General features: G+C 38.5%; 14 protein-coding genes. 6 read left to right on the top strand and 8 right to left on the bottom strand.

What is annotated here, in order from left to right:
• The first annotated feature begins 6 nt into the window (after positions 1 to 6).
• On the top strand, positions 7 to 387 hold the full coding sequence (locus EHQ16_RS02585) for a DUF2237 family protein (RefSeq protein ID WP_135636636.1): 381 nt from the start codon (positions 7 to 9) through the stop codon (positions 385 to 387).
• On the opposite strand, the gene EHQ16_RS02580 is transcribed toward EHQ16_RS02585, so the two are convergent.
• Entirely contained in the window at positions 384 to 1,637 is a 1,254-nt protein-coding gene (locus EHQ16_RS02580) for a phospholipase C/P1 nuclease family protein (protein WP_135636638.1), read from the bottom strand. The genes EHQ16_RS02585 and EHQ16_RS02580 overlap by 4 nt on opposite strands.
• A 4-nt stretch (positions 1,638 to 1,641) precedes the next feature.
• The gene (locus EHQ16_RS02575) at positions 1,642 to 2,484 is read right to left on the bottom strand and encodes an SH3 domain-containing protein (protein ID WP_135636640.1); all 843 of its coding nucleotides are present in this window, start codon (positions 2,482 to 2,484) and stop codon (positions 1,642 to 1,644) included.
• A 119-nt stretch (positions 2,485 to 2,603) separates the two neighbouring features.
• On the opposite strand from EHQ16_RS02575, the gene EHQ16_RS02570 reads away from it, so the two are divergent.
• Positions 2,604 to 3,470: a hypothetical protein gene (locus tag EHQ16_RS02570; RefSeq protein WP_135636642.1), complete on the top strand. Its 867-nt coding sequence runs from the start codon at positions 2,604 to 2,606 to the stop codon at positions 3,468 to 3,470.
• 121 nt (positions 3,471 to 3,591) lie between these two features.
• Here EHQ16_RS02570 and EHQ16_RS02565 read toward each other — a convergent pair whose 3' ends face one another.
• Positions 3,592 to 4,248 (bottom strand): HD domain-containing protein, encoded by a 657-nt coding sequence (locus tag EHQ16_RS02565; protein WP_135636644.1) that lies wholly within the window; start codon positions 4,246 to 4,248, stop codon positions 3,592 to 3,594.
• Between the two features lie 239 nt (positions 4,249 to 4,487).
• Between EHQ16_RS02565 and EHQ16_RS02560 the strand changes: the two genes are divergently transcribed.
• A complete protein-coding gene (locus EHQ16_RS02560) occupies positions 4,488 to 5,219 on the top strand; it encodes a PmeII family type II restriction endonuclease (protein WP_135636646.1) in 732 nt (243 codons plus the stop codon).
• Between the two features lie 9 nt (positions 5,220 to 5,228).
• Here EHQ16_RS02560 and EHQ16_RS02555 read toward each other — a convergent pair whose 3' ends face one another.
• From EHQ16_RS02555 to ilvC, 3 genes are all read right to left on the bottom strand, one after another.
• Positions 5,229 to 6,653, bottom strand: coding sequence for a DNA cytosine methyltransferase (locus EHQ16_RS02555; protein WP_208742222.1), 1,425 nt, complete (start codon positions 6,651 to 6,653; stop codon positions 5,229 to 5,231).
• 120 nt (positions 6,654 to 6,773) lie between these two features.
• On the bottom strand, positions 6,774 to 8,093 hold the full coding sequence (locus tag EHQ16_RS02550) for a thiolase family protein (protein WP_135636648.1): 1,320 nt from the start codon (positions 8,091 to 8,093) through the stop codon (positions 6,774 to 6,776).
• 51 nt (positions 8,094 to 8,144) lie between these two features.
• A complete protein-coding gene (gene ilvC / locus EHQ16_RS02545) occupies positions 8,145 to 9,146 on the bottom strand; it encodes a ketol-acid reductoisomerase (RefSeq protein ID WP_135636650.1) in 1,002 nt (333 codons plus the stop codon).
• Positions 9,147 to 9,386: 240 nt separating this feature from the next.
• Here ilvC and EHQ16_RS02540 point away from each other — a divergent pair, with 240 nt between their 5' ends.
• The 3 genes from EHQ16_RS02540 (at position 9,387) to EHQ16_RS02530 (ending at position 11,272) form a co-directional block, all read left to right on the top strand.
• Positions 9,387 to 9,797 carry a hypothetical protein gene (locus EHQ16_RS02540; protein ID WP_135636652.1) on the top strand — a complete coding sequence of 137 codons (411 nt, stop codon included), beginning with the start codon at positions 9,387 to 9,389 and terminating at the stop codon, positions 9,795 to 9,797.
• A 217-nt stretch (positions 9,798 to 10,014) separates the two neighbouring features.
• The gene (locus tag EHQ16_RS02535; RefSeq protein WP_135636654.1) at positions 10,015 to 10,704 is read left to right on the top strand and encodes a hypothetical protein; all 690 of its coding nucleotides are present in this window, start codon (positions 10,015 to 10,017) and stop codon (positions 10,702 to 10,704) included.
• Between the two features lie 61 nt (positions 10,705 to 10,765).
• Entirely contained in the window at positions 10,766 to 11,272 is a 507-nt protein-coding gene (locus EHQ16_RS02530; protein WP_244241897.1) for a hypothetical protein, read from the top strand.
• Positions 11,273 to 11,290: 18 nt separating this feature from the next.
• On the opposite strand, the gene EHQ16_RS02525 is transcribed toward EHQ16_RS02530, so the two are convergent.
• Positions 11,291 to 13,051, bottom strand: coding sequence for a PP2C family protein-serine/threonine phosphatase (locus EHQ16_RS02525; RefSeq protein WP_135636656.1), 1,761 nt, complete (start codon positions 13,049 to 13,051; stop codon positions 11,291 to 11,293).
• Positions 13,048 to 14,925 carry an ABC-F family ATP-binding cassette domain-containing protein gene (locus EHQ16_RS02520; protein ID WP_135636658.1) on the bottom strand — a complete coding sequence of 626 codons (1,878 nt, stop codon included), beginning with the start codon at positions 14,923 to 14,925 and terminating at the stop codon, positions 13,048 to 13,050. The genes EHQ16_RS02525 and EHQ16_RS02520 overlap by 4 nt, the downstream gene beginning before the upstream one ends.
• Positions 14,926 to 14,946: the final 21 nt, after the last annotated feature.

Here is a 14,946-nt window from a genome sequence, read left to right as displayed (position 1 = left end):
ATTCCTATGGACATGGATGAATCTTTAAATGTATTTGGCGGGCCTCTGGTTCCCTGCTCCACAAATCCGCTCACAGGTTTTTTTCGGGATGGTTGTTGTAATACTTCGGATGACGATCTTGGATCTCATACCGTATGTGTTCTGGCAACGGAAGAATTTTTAGAGTCCCAAAAACAAAGTGGGAATGATCTCATCACTCCTTGGCCGCAATATGCTTTTCCGGGAGTCAATCCTGGAGAACGTTGGTGCCTTTGTGCATCGAGGTGGTTGGAAGCTTATCGTAATGGGGTAGCTCCCAAAGTTTTTTTGGAATCTACCCACAAACGCGCGTTAGAAATCATTCCATTGGAGTTATTGGAACGATTTGCCGTTGAAGAAATAGGTTAGTTTGATTTTAAAGCATCCAAATAGGCTCTTGTGTGTTTGGATGTATTGTTAAGTAATGTTCCTAAAATTGTATGGATAGGATGTGTTGGTTCGTATAGAGTTTCATATTTTGGGATATCTAAATTCTCCAATTGTTCATCCATAGGATCACCGGCGTCATAAGCTTCTTTACATACATTTCCTCTTAGAAGATCAATTCCTTGCCACTTTACAAAACTTTGTTCTGAAAACTCAGTGATTGAGTTTGCCACAGGGTGATCCCAGTTTTTTGTTTCGATCAAATTACGAATTAAATAGTATTGGTATTCTTCAATTAGGGTATGTCTTCCTGAAATAAAGTTAATCATATTATTTTTCGGTGATTGGTAACCAACGATAGATACAAGTTGAACGCCAATTTGTTTTGCGGCACTGACTCTTGGTAATACAGAAGAGTGGTATGGTTGTGTTAGGTCTTGGATGTAATGAAGAGCCCAACCCGCAAATCGATACCCCCAATAAGGATGGCCTGTGCGAAAGGCTAATTTGGATAATTCGGTAAACTGGTGAATTCGGTATTCGGGATAAGTTTGTTTTAGAAATCCTGCGAGAGCAAAAATAATACCAGGTTCGTAATAAAAACCCATATGGAAAGGAGCTTGGGATGAAAATTCGATTGCTGGATTTCCAAATGGTTGGCTCCCGAATCCGTAAATTTTTCCTACTTCACTTCCATTATCTTCAAATAGATACAAATCTAAGTCGTAATCTGGTTCATCGGTAGCAGAGACCAAAACTTCATCCGCGCCGATGATTTGCCCTTCTTGTAAGGATAAAAAAGTTTCATTCACTAGTTTACCTTTTTCATTAAGAGTTGTAAGTTGATCTAATGGAAGTTTGGTTCCATTTCTTTTGGGAACTGCTTGGATGTACAATGCTGCTTTATGATTTGGGTTCACCCGAAGGGCTTTATAAAAACTGAGAACAAGGTCAGCATCCTTCGTTGTTTTTGAAAATTTCAAACTTTCGATAGTTGGTGTTAAGTGAGGTAACTTTTTTAGTGCCCATTCTTCGGATATAGAAAGAGTTTCTTGGATGGATGATTTTTCTTTGGATAAAAAGGATTTTAAAGACTCCACTTTGACTTTTGGGGTGGGTTTACCTTTCCAATGATCTTTTAAAATTAGATAGGTGATTCCTGCATGGTTGTTCCAGGAAAAGATAGGAAAAGTAAATACTAAAATGACAACACTAACGATAAATTGTTTCATAAAATTATTGAGATTCCTTTTTTTGGAAGGTAGTTCCGTTCCAAATGTATTCTGATTTGTAGTACTCGTGGAAGTTAGAGTCTTCTATGTCGAAACTATGAGTTAACTCTTGGATGGTATTCTTTTTTCCTTTTGTAATTTTTCTTTGTGTTTTAATATCCGCATTTAGTGTTTCACTTGGAAAAACTAACCAAGATTCGGCGCAGGAAGGTGGATCACAGGATCCAGGGTTCCACGAGAATTGTGATATTAGTTTTTTGTCTGGAGAGATAGTAATCAATTGTTCATTGGTATAACCATATTCGATTTCGGAAAAAACCAAGTAAGTTAATCCAAATAAAAATTTAGGACTGGGTGTAAACTCAGACGATGGATAAATTTGATGTTTCCAACTTTCATTGCTGACAGGGCCAACCTCCCATTTGGATTGGGAGAGGAGTTTGTCTCCTTGGATGAGTTTTAATTCGATTTTACCGAGTTTGACTCCTAAATTTTTACATAAGATTGTATGATCTTCGATAGGAAAGGAATAATCGGCAATGAGTCCTCCCCAAATATAACCTATTTCATTTTCCGATTTTACCTCGTACCAATATTCTTTTACTGAATCTTGTTCCATGATTTGGTTCGTTTTTGCGAGGATGGTCACGGCGGATCCAATCGAAAGTTTCTTTTTCACCTTTGACTTGAGGTTGTCGGCATCCCTTAGGTTGACATTGTCACCAAATATCTGATAGGTGGATCCTATCGTTTTTTCATGAATGTAATTATCCCAATGATTTTGTGGGAAGAGGGGAAAAACATATAAGAAAACTAGAATGTAGAGTAAGGACTTGTAACCCGACATAGTGTAAAAAATAGGGAACTAAGTCTTAAGAGTCGATCTCTTTTCCGGGAAGGAGGTTTTTTTCGCAAGGGAATCAGTCGACAATGATAGTATAGGTCTTTCATCGAAAAGGATTTTAAATGATACTCGCTGAAGTAATGAAACCATATTCAACGGAACAAATTCGAATGTTGGAAGAGAGGATGAATGCCTATGAAACTTGGGTATTTGTGCTTGTGCTGATAGTTGCCGTACTTGTCCTAGTGGCTGTCATGCAAAGGCTGACGATTGCCAAGTTGAAATCTCTAGAACTATTCAAATCAAAATCTACATCGAAAGATGGTAATATTCTTTCAAATCAGAATCTGGCATTTGCTTCAGAGATCTCAGTCCCTGATATTCATACCATCACTCAAACACCAATTCATTCGGCAATGACCGTCCAAGGAAAAGATTTACCTGATCCTGGTATGGTTTTTAAATATATAGTTCCTTTGAATAAAAACAAAATTATTACGATAGGACAACGAGAAGGAAATGTTATTACAAGATCTACCGAAGTTTTGGATCACCATCTAACAGTTGATATTGAAGCATTAGATGTTTCTAATTTAGAGATTTTGTCTTATAGTTTGGAGTTTCGAAGAGAAGGAAAAGTATTAATTCAGTTTCCTGGTTCTAAAGATTTTCACGAGATGGGTGTAAAAGAAAAGTTTTATATTTCCAAGGCATTAACTTTTGAAGGCGAATCTTGTTTCGAAACCTTAGACACAAATCATCCTTTGCGATTTCGGATTGGAAGTCGGATTGGGATGGATGGAAAATTTAAAACTGGTTATTTTGAATTTCATTTGTTTACGAAAGACGTATTCGAAAAGACGGATTCCGGAAATAAACGTATTGAAAAAAACTTTTATTTGAAGTTGGTTAAGATTTTTCCCGGGTATGATACTGCTGGTCAAACGAAAGAGGGATTGGTTCCGATGTTGGGGCGGTTTGGGGGGTAGGGTGTGAATCTTATATCCCCGCCCTGATTAGGGTGGGGAACTAGACCCGCCTCCCAATGCACACTTTCTATCATAAAACCTTTGTATTCTCAATTCCTTTTCATAAAACCTAAATTTCTTTCTAAATAAGTTCACCCTTTTGTAAACTATGAATCTCACTTTTTAAATTATGCCGGCTTCGCATTTCGTATTGATCAAAAAAAACATCAGTTTGGAAGAGCCGAACTGTTTCGGTAAAATGACGCAAAACTTGAATGCGCCCCTTCCTGTAATCCTCATCTGAGTAGGCAGAATATTCTTTTCTGATATTTTTTGTGTATTCTAAATATTCTTCTTCATCACTTCCCAAAATGGAAAGATCCATATCCAAGAAATATTTTGTATCAGAATGATATTTTTCATCTAATCTGTGTGATTTGGTCGCGAGGATGTGGTGTAAACAAATTTCAATTCGTTCCTTTGTTATTCCTAATTCTTCAAGTTTTGTTTCTGCAATTTTTGCACTTTCTTCTTCATTCGTTTTTGATTTTGGATCATATATTAGATCATGATAGTAGAGTGCAAAGAGAACCATTTCTGGATCTTTTAGTTTCGTTTTTATATTTTCAAATTCACCTAACATTTGGTAGATGTGATTTAGGTTGTGATAGGAGCGATGTGATTCCGAATACCTGGTTTTGATTTCCTCCCATAGGGATTGGCTGAATGGAGAATTTAGATTTGTAAACTTGGCGATTAAGGATACAAATTTTGTTTTACATTCGTCGTGAATTTTCATGGATTAAACCTCTGGGGGAGGGCATTGCGGCCTGTGAATCTTATATCCCCGCCCTGAATTGGGTGGGGAACTAGACCCGCCACCCAATACGCTCCTCTTACCACACTCCTTCCGTTTTCACAATCCCTTTCGGTGATTTACAAATTTCTTTCTAAAAAAGTTCATCTTTTTAATGTTAAGAAGCCGTTTGAAAAATAATCGACTTTTTACTTTGTGATTTAACGATCGTGATGTTACCCATGAATCAAACACTTCTAAACCTTGTTTTAGATTACGTATCCAATAATATTGGAACCTTTCATAAAAAAAGGATTCAAAGTTTAGATACTCTCAAATTGGATAAAGTTTTAAGAAGAAAAAATCCATATTTATTCAAAGCAAAATACCAACTCACTTCAGAACAAATTATAAAAAGTTTAATCGATGCTCATATTTCATCTGCAGAAGAAGGTATTTTTGGAGATTGGCTTGAGGAACTTGCAATTTATGTAAATGCTCAAGTTTATGGTGGGAAAAAATCAGGGATCACGGGGATTGATTTAGAATTTGACTTAGATCAGATTCGTTATTTGGTCTCTATCAAATCTGGGCCAAACTGGGGGAATAGCAGCCAAATCAAAAAAATGGAATCCGACTTTAAAACGGCTGCCAAAACATTAAGAACCAGTAATTCCGGATTAATTGTTAAGGCTATTAATGGCTGTTGTTATGGTAGAGATAACAAACCAGATAAAGGGGATTATTTAAAACTTTGTGGCCAAAGGTTTTGGGAATTTATTTCAGGTGAAGAAGAATTGTATTCCGAATTGATCGAACCATTGGGTCATACAGCAAAAACTAACGATGATTTGTATCAAGAGGCCTATGCTAAAATGATCAATAAGTTTACCATTGAATTTGGGAAGGATTTTTGTAAGGCCGATGGTGCCATCGATTGGGAAAAACTTGTCCATTTCAATTCAGCAAAATGATCAGTTAAGTTATTTTGTTTTTGATAGCTCCCTTTTTTGTGTTTTTTTAACAAATTCCTGTTTGAAGGAAGTATGGTCGGTTTTCATATAACGAGAAAATTTAAAATCATCATATTTTTTACTGATTTGTTTTCGGTTGAGTAAATTTAAAATCATCTTCCCTATATGATAACCAAGGCTTATGGGAACAGCATTTCCTATTTGTCTGTATTGGCTGACAATCGTTCCAAAAAATTCATAATCATCCGGGAATTCTTGAATGCGTTTGTATTCTTGGATGCTTAGAGGCCTGTTCCATTTTGGATGTGCCAAATCAGTGGCAGGCATTGCAGGATTTGTAACCAATGTAGGTGCCGGTTTATTCCAAGCCAATCTTCGTAAAAAACCAGTTCGTCCGCCGCCAGAATAAAAACTTTTGCCCATTGCTTCTTTTTGTATTTCTATTGGTAAGTGTTTCCAATACTGATCTTCTTTTAACATTCGATAGTATTTTAATCTTTTTTCAGGGAACTGAATGTAAGTTTGATCCGATTCTTTTAAATCAGAAGTTACATCACGAAAGGTTCGCCATGTTGGTAAATTGAACTCTCCTGATTCAGAGTGTGTTGGAGTTAAGTAGGGAATTTCAATATTGTCTCTGCTACAGATGATGACAATTCGTTCCCTTTTTTGTGGTGATCCAAAGTTTGCCGCATTGTATAGGTTAAACGATACTTTATACTTTGCTTTTTCTAATAAAAAAATTATAAAATTTAAAGCTCCACCAGGGAGTTCATTTTGTGACAATGCAGGGAACTGTGGCCCTCTATATTGATGAGGTCTGTGATTCAAAGGAGCAGAAAGAAGTCCTCTTACATTTTCGATTACAATAAACTTTGGGTTTAACAAAATTGCTTTTTCAATAAACTCTAAAAACACATTCCCACGTTCATCTTCAAAACCTTTTCGTTTTCCTGCGGTGCTGAAGGCTTGGCAGGGTGGACCACCGATGACAAGATCAATTTCTGAGTTTGCATCTAAGTTCGCAAATTTACGAATGTCCTTTACCGAATACCCGTTGATATCTCCGATGAGTCCAAGATCAGGATGGTTTAATGTAATTGTTTTTCTGGTATCGGGATCAATTTCACTAGCAAGTAAAACATCAATCCCTGCTTTTTTTAAACCAATGTCCAAACCCATAGCACCTGAAAAAAAACTAAGAGCCACCGGCGATTTGTTTGGTTTTTTACGAGAAATCCTGTCAGGAACATCTGTTTCAATGTTCATCATAATTCGTTTGTCTGATGTGATTTCTTTTGGAATCAACCAAGAGGTTCCGACCATCTCAGCAGGTAATTTTTTCTTTCGAATGAGAGTCCTCACGTATTGAGGAGAAACTGAAATAAAACTGGCGAATTCTTCAACAGTAAAGGTATTCGTTTTTATTTCCACAGGGAAACTAAATCATAGTCCATTATGCTGGTCAACCATTTCCAAATAAAAAAGCCAAGGTTTCCCTTGGCTTTTCCATCGATCTTTCGAACGAAACTTAATCCGAATTTAAAATTCGATTTAAGCTCTTTCTACGATCATAGATCCTGCGATCCCACCGTGTGCACATGCAGTCACAAGTACCTTTTTCACGTCTTTGTTTTCTTCAAAGTCCATGATAGCGTTGTGAAGGAGTCTCACCCCAGTAGCACCAAACGGGTGTCCAATGGAGATAGATCCACCGTTCGGGTTGATTTTTTTCTCATCAAATTTCTTTTCCCAGTCAAGACCAGTTCTAGATTTGATTTCTTCAAGAGCCGCTACTGCTGTTGCAGCAAATGCTTCGTGGATTTCGATGATGTCGATGTTTTCGATTTTATCACCAGTTTCACCAAGAAGTGCAATCGTTGCTTCCGCTTGGCCAAGACCCATAAGGTTTGGATCCACACCACGCATGTTAAAACCATTCACATAAGCTTTTGCAGTAAGACCTAATTTTTTAGCCGCATCTTCAGATGCTACAATGATACCAGCCGCTCCATCAGAACGTGGGCTTGCATTGAAGATAGAAAGTGTTGGTCCATGAGATTTCTTTAAGTATTTGCTGTATTTTTCTTTGAACTGGTCAAATTTCATTTGAGGGTTGTCAAAGAGTAACATCGCACGACCCATACGAGTAGGGTTTTTGACTAGGCCTTCACGAAGAAGAACTGCTTCGTCAGCTTGTAACATGTTACCTTCGTCATCTTTCACTTCCATAATATATGGTTTGTAACGACCTTCTTGAGTGGCATCAAAGGCACGTTTGAAAGATTCGTAAGCTACTTTGTCTTGTGTTTCACGAGCAAGTGCGTAGTTTTGTGCGAGAATTTCTGCCGTTACTTGCATACCGAAAGAAGTTTCACCATCACCAAGTCCGTCTTCTAGTGTATCACGAAGTTCTACACCTTCAGGAAGGTCATTAGGAAGAAGTTTAACAAGTGCATCTAAACTGTTTGTTTTTTTGTTAAGGCGAGCATTTTTAACAACAAATGGCATAGAAGTTTGTGACTCTTCACCAATCACTAGGAAAACTTTTCCTTCACCAAGGGAAATACGACGAGTTGCTTCCGCAACTGCTTCCAAACCAGATACACAGTTGTTTGCAACTGTAAGGCATGGAATTTCCATAGGAAGTCCAAGCAAGTTTGCAATCACACGTGCCGAGTTAGGTGCGTTAGAAAAACCTTCTCCAACGATCACACCGTCAATATCAGTAGGTTTCAAACCACTGCGTTTCATAACTTCTTCACCAACGATTTTACCAAGGTGGTGACCAGAGTAATGCGAGAGCGCCTTTCCAATTTGAGCAAAAGGAGTTCGTGCAGGTGCTGCGAGTACTATCTTTTGTGTTACTTTCATATAAAATCCCTTCTTCCTTTCTTTAGACTAAAACTTTAGTTACCTTAAAAATTACTTCGCAAGCCATTTCATCATCGAACGTAGTTTAGTTCCTACTGCTTCGATGGGGTGGGCTGCATTTTTTTCTTTGAGTTTTTTGTATTCTGGGTATCCAGCTTTTGTATCCGCCATCCAACGTTTAGCGAACGCTGCACCTTTATCTTTTTGGATATCAGTGAGAACGTCTTTCATACGAGCTTTCACGCCAGCATCAATGATACGTGGTCCGCTGATATAATCTCCATACTCTGCAGTATCAGAGATGGAATAACGCATACGTGCCAGTCCACCTTCGTAAATTAAATCAGTGATGAGTTTCACTTCATGTAAACATTCGAAGTAAGCGATTTCTGGATCGTATCCTGCTTCTGTTAGTGTTTCGAATCCACTCATGATGAGGTTCGCAACACCACCACAAAGAACTACTTGTTCCCCAAAAAGGTCAGTTTCTGTTTCTTCACGGAAAGATGTTTCTAAAATTCCAGCTCTTCCTCCGCCTACTCCACTTGCGTGAGCGAGGGCGCGAGCTTTTGCTTGGCCAGTTGCATCTTGGTAAATTGCAATTAAACAAGGAACTCCACCACCTTCTGTGTAAACACGGCGAACGAGGTGTCCTGGACCTTTCGGAGCTACCATATACACGTCTACGTTTTTAGGAGGAGTGATGAGATCGTAATGGATGTTAAATCCATGAGAGAATACAAGAGCCTTTCCTTCGGTAAGGTTTGGTTCAATATCCGCCTTATACATGTCAGCTTGGATTGTGTCTGGAGCAAGGATTTGGATGATGTCTGCTTTTTTTGCAGCTTCCGCAACATTGTACACTTCAAAGCCAGCTTCTTTGGCTTCTTTTACTGATTTAGATCCGTCGCGAAGTCCAATAATGACTTTCAAACCAGAATCTTTCATGTTTTGAGCTTGGGCGTGACCTTGGCTTCCGTAGCCAATCACTGCAATGGTTTTACCTTTAAGGAGATTTAGATCGCAACTGTCGTCGTAATAGATATTTGCCATGGATGGGCACACTTCCTGCGGAAAATTTAACTTATTTTTCCATCATTTTTAACTATAAGGAGGGAAACAAGAACGAATTAGGGCGCCTTTCCTTGCTGTCTCCGGACTCCGCGTTCGCTTCGGTCCTTCGGACGGCTAACGCCTCCTGCGCATCAAGGGCGCTTAGTGACATAATATTTTATCCCCTTGGCCAGAAATTCTCTAACCAGACCAAATGATTGGCATAGGTGATTTCCGCAAATGCGGAAACCCTCCATTGGTGCACGGGAATTTTCACCCTATACTGAATTCATGATGAACAGAATCAATTTAGAATCCGTTGAAAAACTAAACTGTCAAAGGCTCGTTAGGTTTGTTTGTTCTTTGTTTTTTGTAAGTAGTTTGGCACTACTCGGCGGGGGCTGTGTGAGTACCAATGGTTACAATGACTACTATTCGGATAGAACTTACGATGCAAGAGGTCGAGATTTCCGACATTCTCCCTACCATAGCGGTGGATCCTACTACCGACAACCTATGTATAACAACTATCCTTACCAAGGAGGGAGGTCTTCTTTCCAATCTCCCCATCATGGTGGCGGTCACAATCCCTTCCATGTCCCTGCAGGAAGATACCACAATATGGGAAATCCCGGGAAATGGAGGTTATAAATCTTGGGGAATTTAAATCCAATTTTACCCTCTTCGGGTTTGAGTGAGATTTTTTATACACTCTATCCGAAGAGAACGGAACCAAACCTCCGATTTGTCTCTTATTTTTACTTTTTTCTTCCTATCTTCGTTTTCCTTTCGTTAGGTTGCGTCAGTCTCCTGCCTCCTTGTATTGAAGAATTTTTAGAAACACCTGAGACCAAGGAATGAACTGTTAGTGAAATATTTTTATTTAAGTTTGATTGTTTTCTTTTATCAATGTGCTTTTGCCAACTTAGAGCAAAAGCTAAAACCCTTTTCCGAAAATACAACAAAAGGAAAGATCAGTGAATCCATTACCATCCTAAACCAAAATCGAGTTTTTTCCCAAAAAAAATATACGGGTTGGTATGAAATGAATCCTATATTTGGATTGAGTCGCAGTGAATACTTTGCGAAAAAACAACAGGAAATTGGAGTTTCTCGTTATCATTGGAAAACAATTTATACTCATAATATAGAAGATAAAGATTTCGAACTTACAAATGTCAAAACCGACTATGTGATTTTCGTAGTTGCAAACCAACCTAAAAGTAATTGGGAACAAGCTAGTTTTGGCCAAGTTTTACAGATCTTAACCATTTGTTTATTTCCATGCAAAGACAACTTGAGTTTAGAAGTTACAGTTAAGTTGTATCATCAAAACCGGTTGGTTTCTGAGAAAAAAACACTTCAACTTGCCACTCGTTTCATTAGTCCTTGGTATGCTTTGGTTCCTCATCAGTTTCAGATGAGAGATTATGGTTTAGCATTCAATGAACCAAATGTTGTTTCCACCTTATACTTACAAGGTTTCCAGGAAGCCATTGATGATATCTATCTCCATCTTCCTAACCAAGTGGAACAAGAGGCAAAGATACATCCCTAATGGAAAATAAACCATCTGTATCATTTGATGAATGAGTATTCTCGAGGAGATAAATTGTAAAATGGATCAATTGAAAATAAGAAAACAAACGAGGAAGGGTGTGAGTCGATTTAGAATTGGAAGTGATTGTCTTTTCTTTTGTATCTCCACGTTGTTTTTTGTTAGTTGTGCGAGTTTACTTCCCCCCGAAAGGAGGATGTATCCGAAAAATCCCTCGCTTCCCAAGGGTATGGACATCCATGATTGGATGGATACAAAAAAGAAACAATTCCCAAATCACTTACAAGTCCATTCCCCTTATGGTGCTGTTTATAAAATGATGTTCTTTCGAAAAGAGAAAACCTTTCTTGGTTCTTATATCTCTTGTAGCGCTTATATCAGACAAATTGATAGTAAGTCGATTGAGCTCGCTGAAATGGCTTCTATCATCAACTACTCGGATTATACCAAATCGGTTGGCAGATACAATAAAGGTGGGGACTTAGGCCCCATGAGTGAAAAGGAAAGAACAGAAATCCTCCTTCCTTGTATCGAAGAATTTTTGGAACCACCCGGAAGCAAGGAATGACTTACCAAAAGAATAAAACTATGATCCAACCTTAACCTTTTCGTCGACACTACCCGTATAACGAATGAGGCCAAAGGTCAAATCGTCTTGGATGGCGGTGATTCCTCCAGAAATTTGGATGACCGATTGGAACACCTGGTCTCGAATTTCTTTTAAAGGGAGTCCCCGCATATCACGAATTAAGTGAAGTAGTCTTTCTTCTCCAAACATTTGTAAGGACTCGGGTTCTCTGGCTTCCGTCAAACCATCGGTGAGCATAACAATCAAATCCCCAGTTTCTAGTTGGAATCTTTCTTCTTCCGCTAAGATGGCAAAAATAGGAGTGATGATCCTTCCCATGGGTTTCAAACTTACCAGTGCTCCCGATTTACGAATGATAAAAAGGGGAAAGTGGCCAGCCCTTGCAAAGGTTAGTGATCCAGAGTCGGTATGAAGGTGGAGTAAACTTGCCGTTACAAAATGTTCTCTAAGGTTAGGAATGATTTGAGTCCGAATGGATTCTAAATTTTCTTTTAGGTCAGAAGGGTCTTCCTTCCATTTGTCGAGAGATGTTTTGACAAGAGCACTAAGAAGAGCCGCGGGAATCCCGTGACCCGAAACGTCACAGATAAAAACACCTAATTCTTGTTTTTCGGGTCTCCATACGATATCGTATAAATCCCCGCCCACTTTCATCATAGGAATGTTCTTAAAAAGGATTTCCACACCTTCGGGAAAAATTTCTTTTTGTGGAAAAAGGGATTCTTGGATGCGTTTGGCCATATCCAATTGTTTTTCGATTTCCACTCGTTGTTCTTCAATGACGGCAGTTCTTTCTAAAACTTTTTTTTCCAACTCTTCATTGGCTTTTTCTTTGAGTTCATTCAGAACTTGCAAAGAGTTCAAAGAGGCTTGTTGTGCCCTTTCTCTTTCTCTAGTGGCTGTTACTAAAAAGTAGGCAATCCCGCTGATACAAAACAAAAAGGCATCCAAAAAAATAAGGGAGTCATTGATAGAGAGACCAGATTCGTCCCTCCTCGCAAAAACACCTTTCCCATCAATCGTAAGTGTAACAGCGGTAAAGGCGAGTACAACGGTGGCAAGTGTAGCTCCGAATTGTCTGAACCGAATGCTTGTAACGATAACAAAAGGGATAGGTAAAAAGAGAAGGGGCCATTCATCACTAAAAGCAATAGTTCCCGAAACATAAACTAAAATGATCCAAAGGAGTAGCTCTACTTGTTTATGAAGTTCTAATTTTAGTTTTGCTTTGGGATGGAACCAAACATAAAGCAAAGGGGCAACAATGAGAAACCCCAACATCTCTCCCGAGAACCAAGTAAAGAATACATTAAAATAAAGTTCTGTAGATAAAAAGTCCCAATACCATAAACTTGTGACACCAAGCACTGTGCTAATGAAGGATCCAGGGATGGTTCCAATACTTAAAAAATAAATAAGGTTCTTTGTCGAATAGATGGGATCTGTTTTTTCTGCGACTCTCTTTATGATTCTATAATTTACATAACTACTGAGAGTGTTTCCGATCCCTATAATAAACGCTGTTTGAATGTGTGGGTTGTTAAAGAAATTAGCGAGTGTGGCACCTAGATAAATTCCCGGAAGAGCAATGGGACCAAGAAGAAGTAGGGAAGCAAGTCCAACACCTTCCGGTGGCCAAACAGGAGATACTTGGCTATTTAAGAAGGCAATTTTAAATCCAATTTGTGCAGAGATGAAATACCCAATGAAGATGATGGGTGTCCAAATCAAAACTCTTGTATAAAGGACAGTCTTCATTCGGATTGAAGCATTTCCCATTCCTCCATTTTGTAAAGAATTTCCGCTTCTATCTTTTGGATTTCTTCAGATATTTTTTGAAGTTCCGTATGATCATTTGCGAATGTACTCAATTTCTTTTCTAGTTCTTGTTTGGAGGATTCTAGTTTGGCGATTTCTGACTCCAATTTCGAGAGTTTCTTTTGGTCTTGTTTGGATTTTTGTGGTTTGTCCGAAACTACTGTCGTTTGTGGAACTTCTTTTGATTTTGGGGAACTCTGTTCGTTTTCTAATTCTAAAGAATCGGTTTCCAAAAAGGAAGAAAAGGTTCCAATGTAATGATCCAGTTTTCCTTCTTTACGAAAGATAAGAAGGCTCTCTGCTGTGCGGTCTAAAAAATAACGATCGTGAGATACGATCACAACGGTTCCTGGAAATTCATCTAAAAATGATTCCAAAACAGAAAGTGTTTGGATGTCCAAATCGTTGGTTGGTTCATCTAAGATGAGAAAGTTCGGCCCAGTCATCAGAATCTGAACGAGGAAAAGCCTCCGCCTTTCACCTCCAGAAAGTTTGGCGATGGGAGTGTATTGTAATTTCCCATCAAAAAGAAACCTTTCCAACATCTTTGATGCTGAAATTTTTTCTCCTGATTCGGTTTCAATCATTTCACCAGCCACATCTTTGATATAATCGAGTACATTTCTTTCCAATGGAAGTTCGGAACTGGTTTGGTCAAAGTATCCAACCTTTGTGTTCATCCCTGGTTTGATGAATCCACTATCAGGCGTAATGCGGCCAGACATAAGGTTCAGAAGTGTAGATTTTCCAATTCCGTTTGGTCCAATGATACCCAGTCTTTCTTTTGCTTTGAAGGTATAAGTGAAATCATTAATGAGTAATTTGTCTGCGATTCCTTTTTTTAGATTATGAATTTCTAAAATGGTTTTCCCTTGGCGTTTGGCAGCAACACTCAGTTCTAGATCTTTTTGTATTTCGCGTTTTTCTCTATTTTGGAGGTCGCTTGCACGATCAATCCTTGCTTTTTGTTTTGTGGAACGAGCTTTGGGTTGGCGTTTCAACCACTTCACTTCTTGTTTGAGAAATTGTTTGATTTTATCTTCTTGTTTTTGAAGGGTTTCTTCTCTCTCAACCTTTCGTTCTAAATAAATCGAATAGTTTCCTTCATAGAGAAAATGACTACCGCGGTCCAGTTCTAAAATTTTGGTTACAATCCGATCCAAAAAATAACGATCGTGTGTGATGAGTATGATGGCTTTGTCGAGGCCAGCCAGATATTCTTCTAACCATAAAATAGATTTTACATCTAAGTGGTTTGTTGGTTCATCCAAAATCAGTAAATTACTTTCATCAATGAGAGATTTGGCCAGTTCGACTTTTTTTAGCATCCCACCTGACAACTCAGACATCTTTCTTTCGAGTCTTTCGACACCTAACTCTTTTAATATGGACTTAATTTGTTGTTCGTAATCCCAAGCAGAAAGTCTGTCCATTTCTTGAGAGGCATTTGTGAATGCATCATCAAGTCCTTCTTCCCCTTCGCTCATTCGTTCGCAAATGTCTTCATACTGGCGGATGGTTTTGACTAGTTTGTTATCACCTTTATAAATATGATCGAGGATGGTTTCCTTGGGATCAAAGATAGGATTTTGATCGAGGATAGAAATTTTAAGATTATTGTTTTTTATGATTTGTCCAGAATCGGTTTCTTCTTTTCCAAGAAGGGCGCGGAGAAGGGTGGATTTACCCGATCCATTGATACCCACAATGGCAAGTTTTTCTCCTTCACTGATAGAGAAGTCAAGATTCGAAAAAAGTTTTTTTTCGCCGATGGTTTTGGAAAGTTTGGATACGGAAACTAGCACAATGTCCATGAGATGGAAATGGGGTCATTC

It is taken from the genome of Leptospira kanakyensis (genome assembly GCF_004769235.1).
In the GTDB taxonomy this organism is placed as follows: domain Bacteria; phylum Spirochaetota; class Leptospiria; order Leptospirales; family Leptospiraceae; genus Leptospira_A; species Leptospira_A kanakyensis.
The sequence above is the reverse complement of the archived record's forward strand: the minus strand, read 5'-3'. Positions and strand labels throughout refer to the sequence as shown.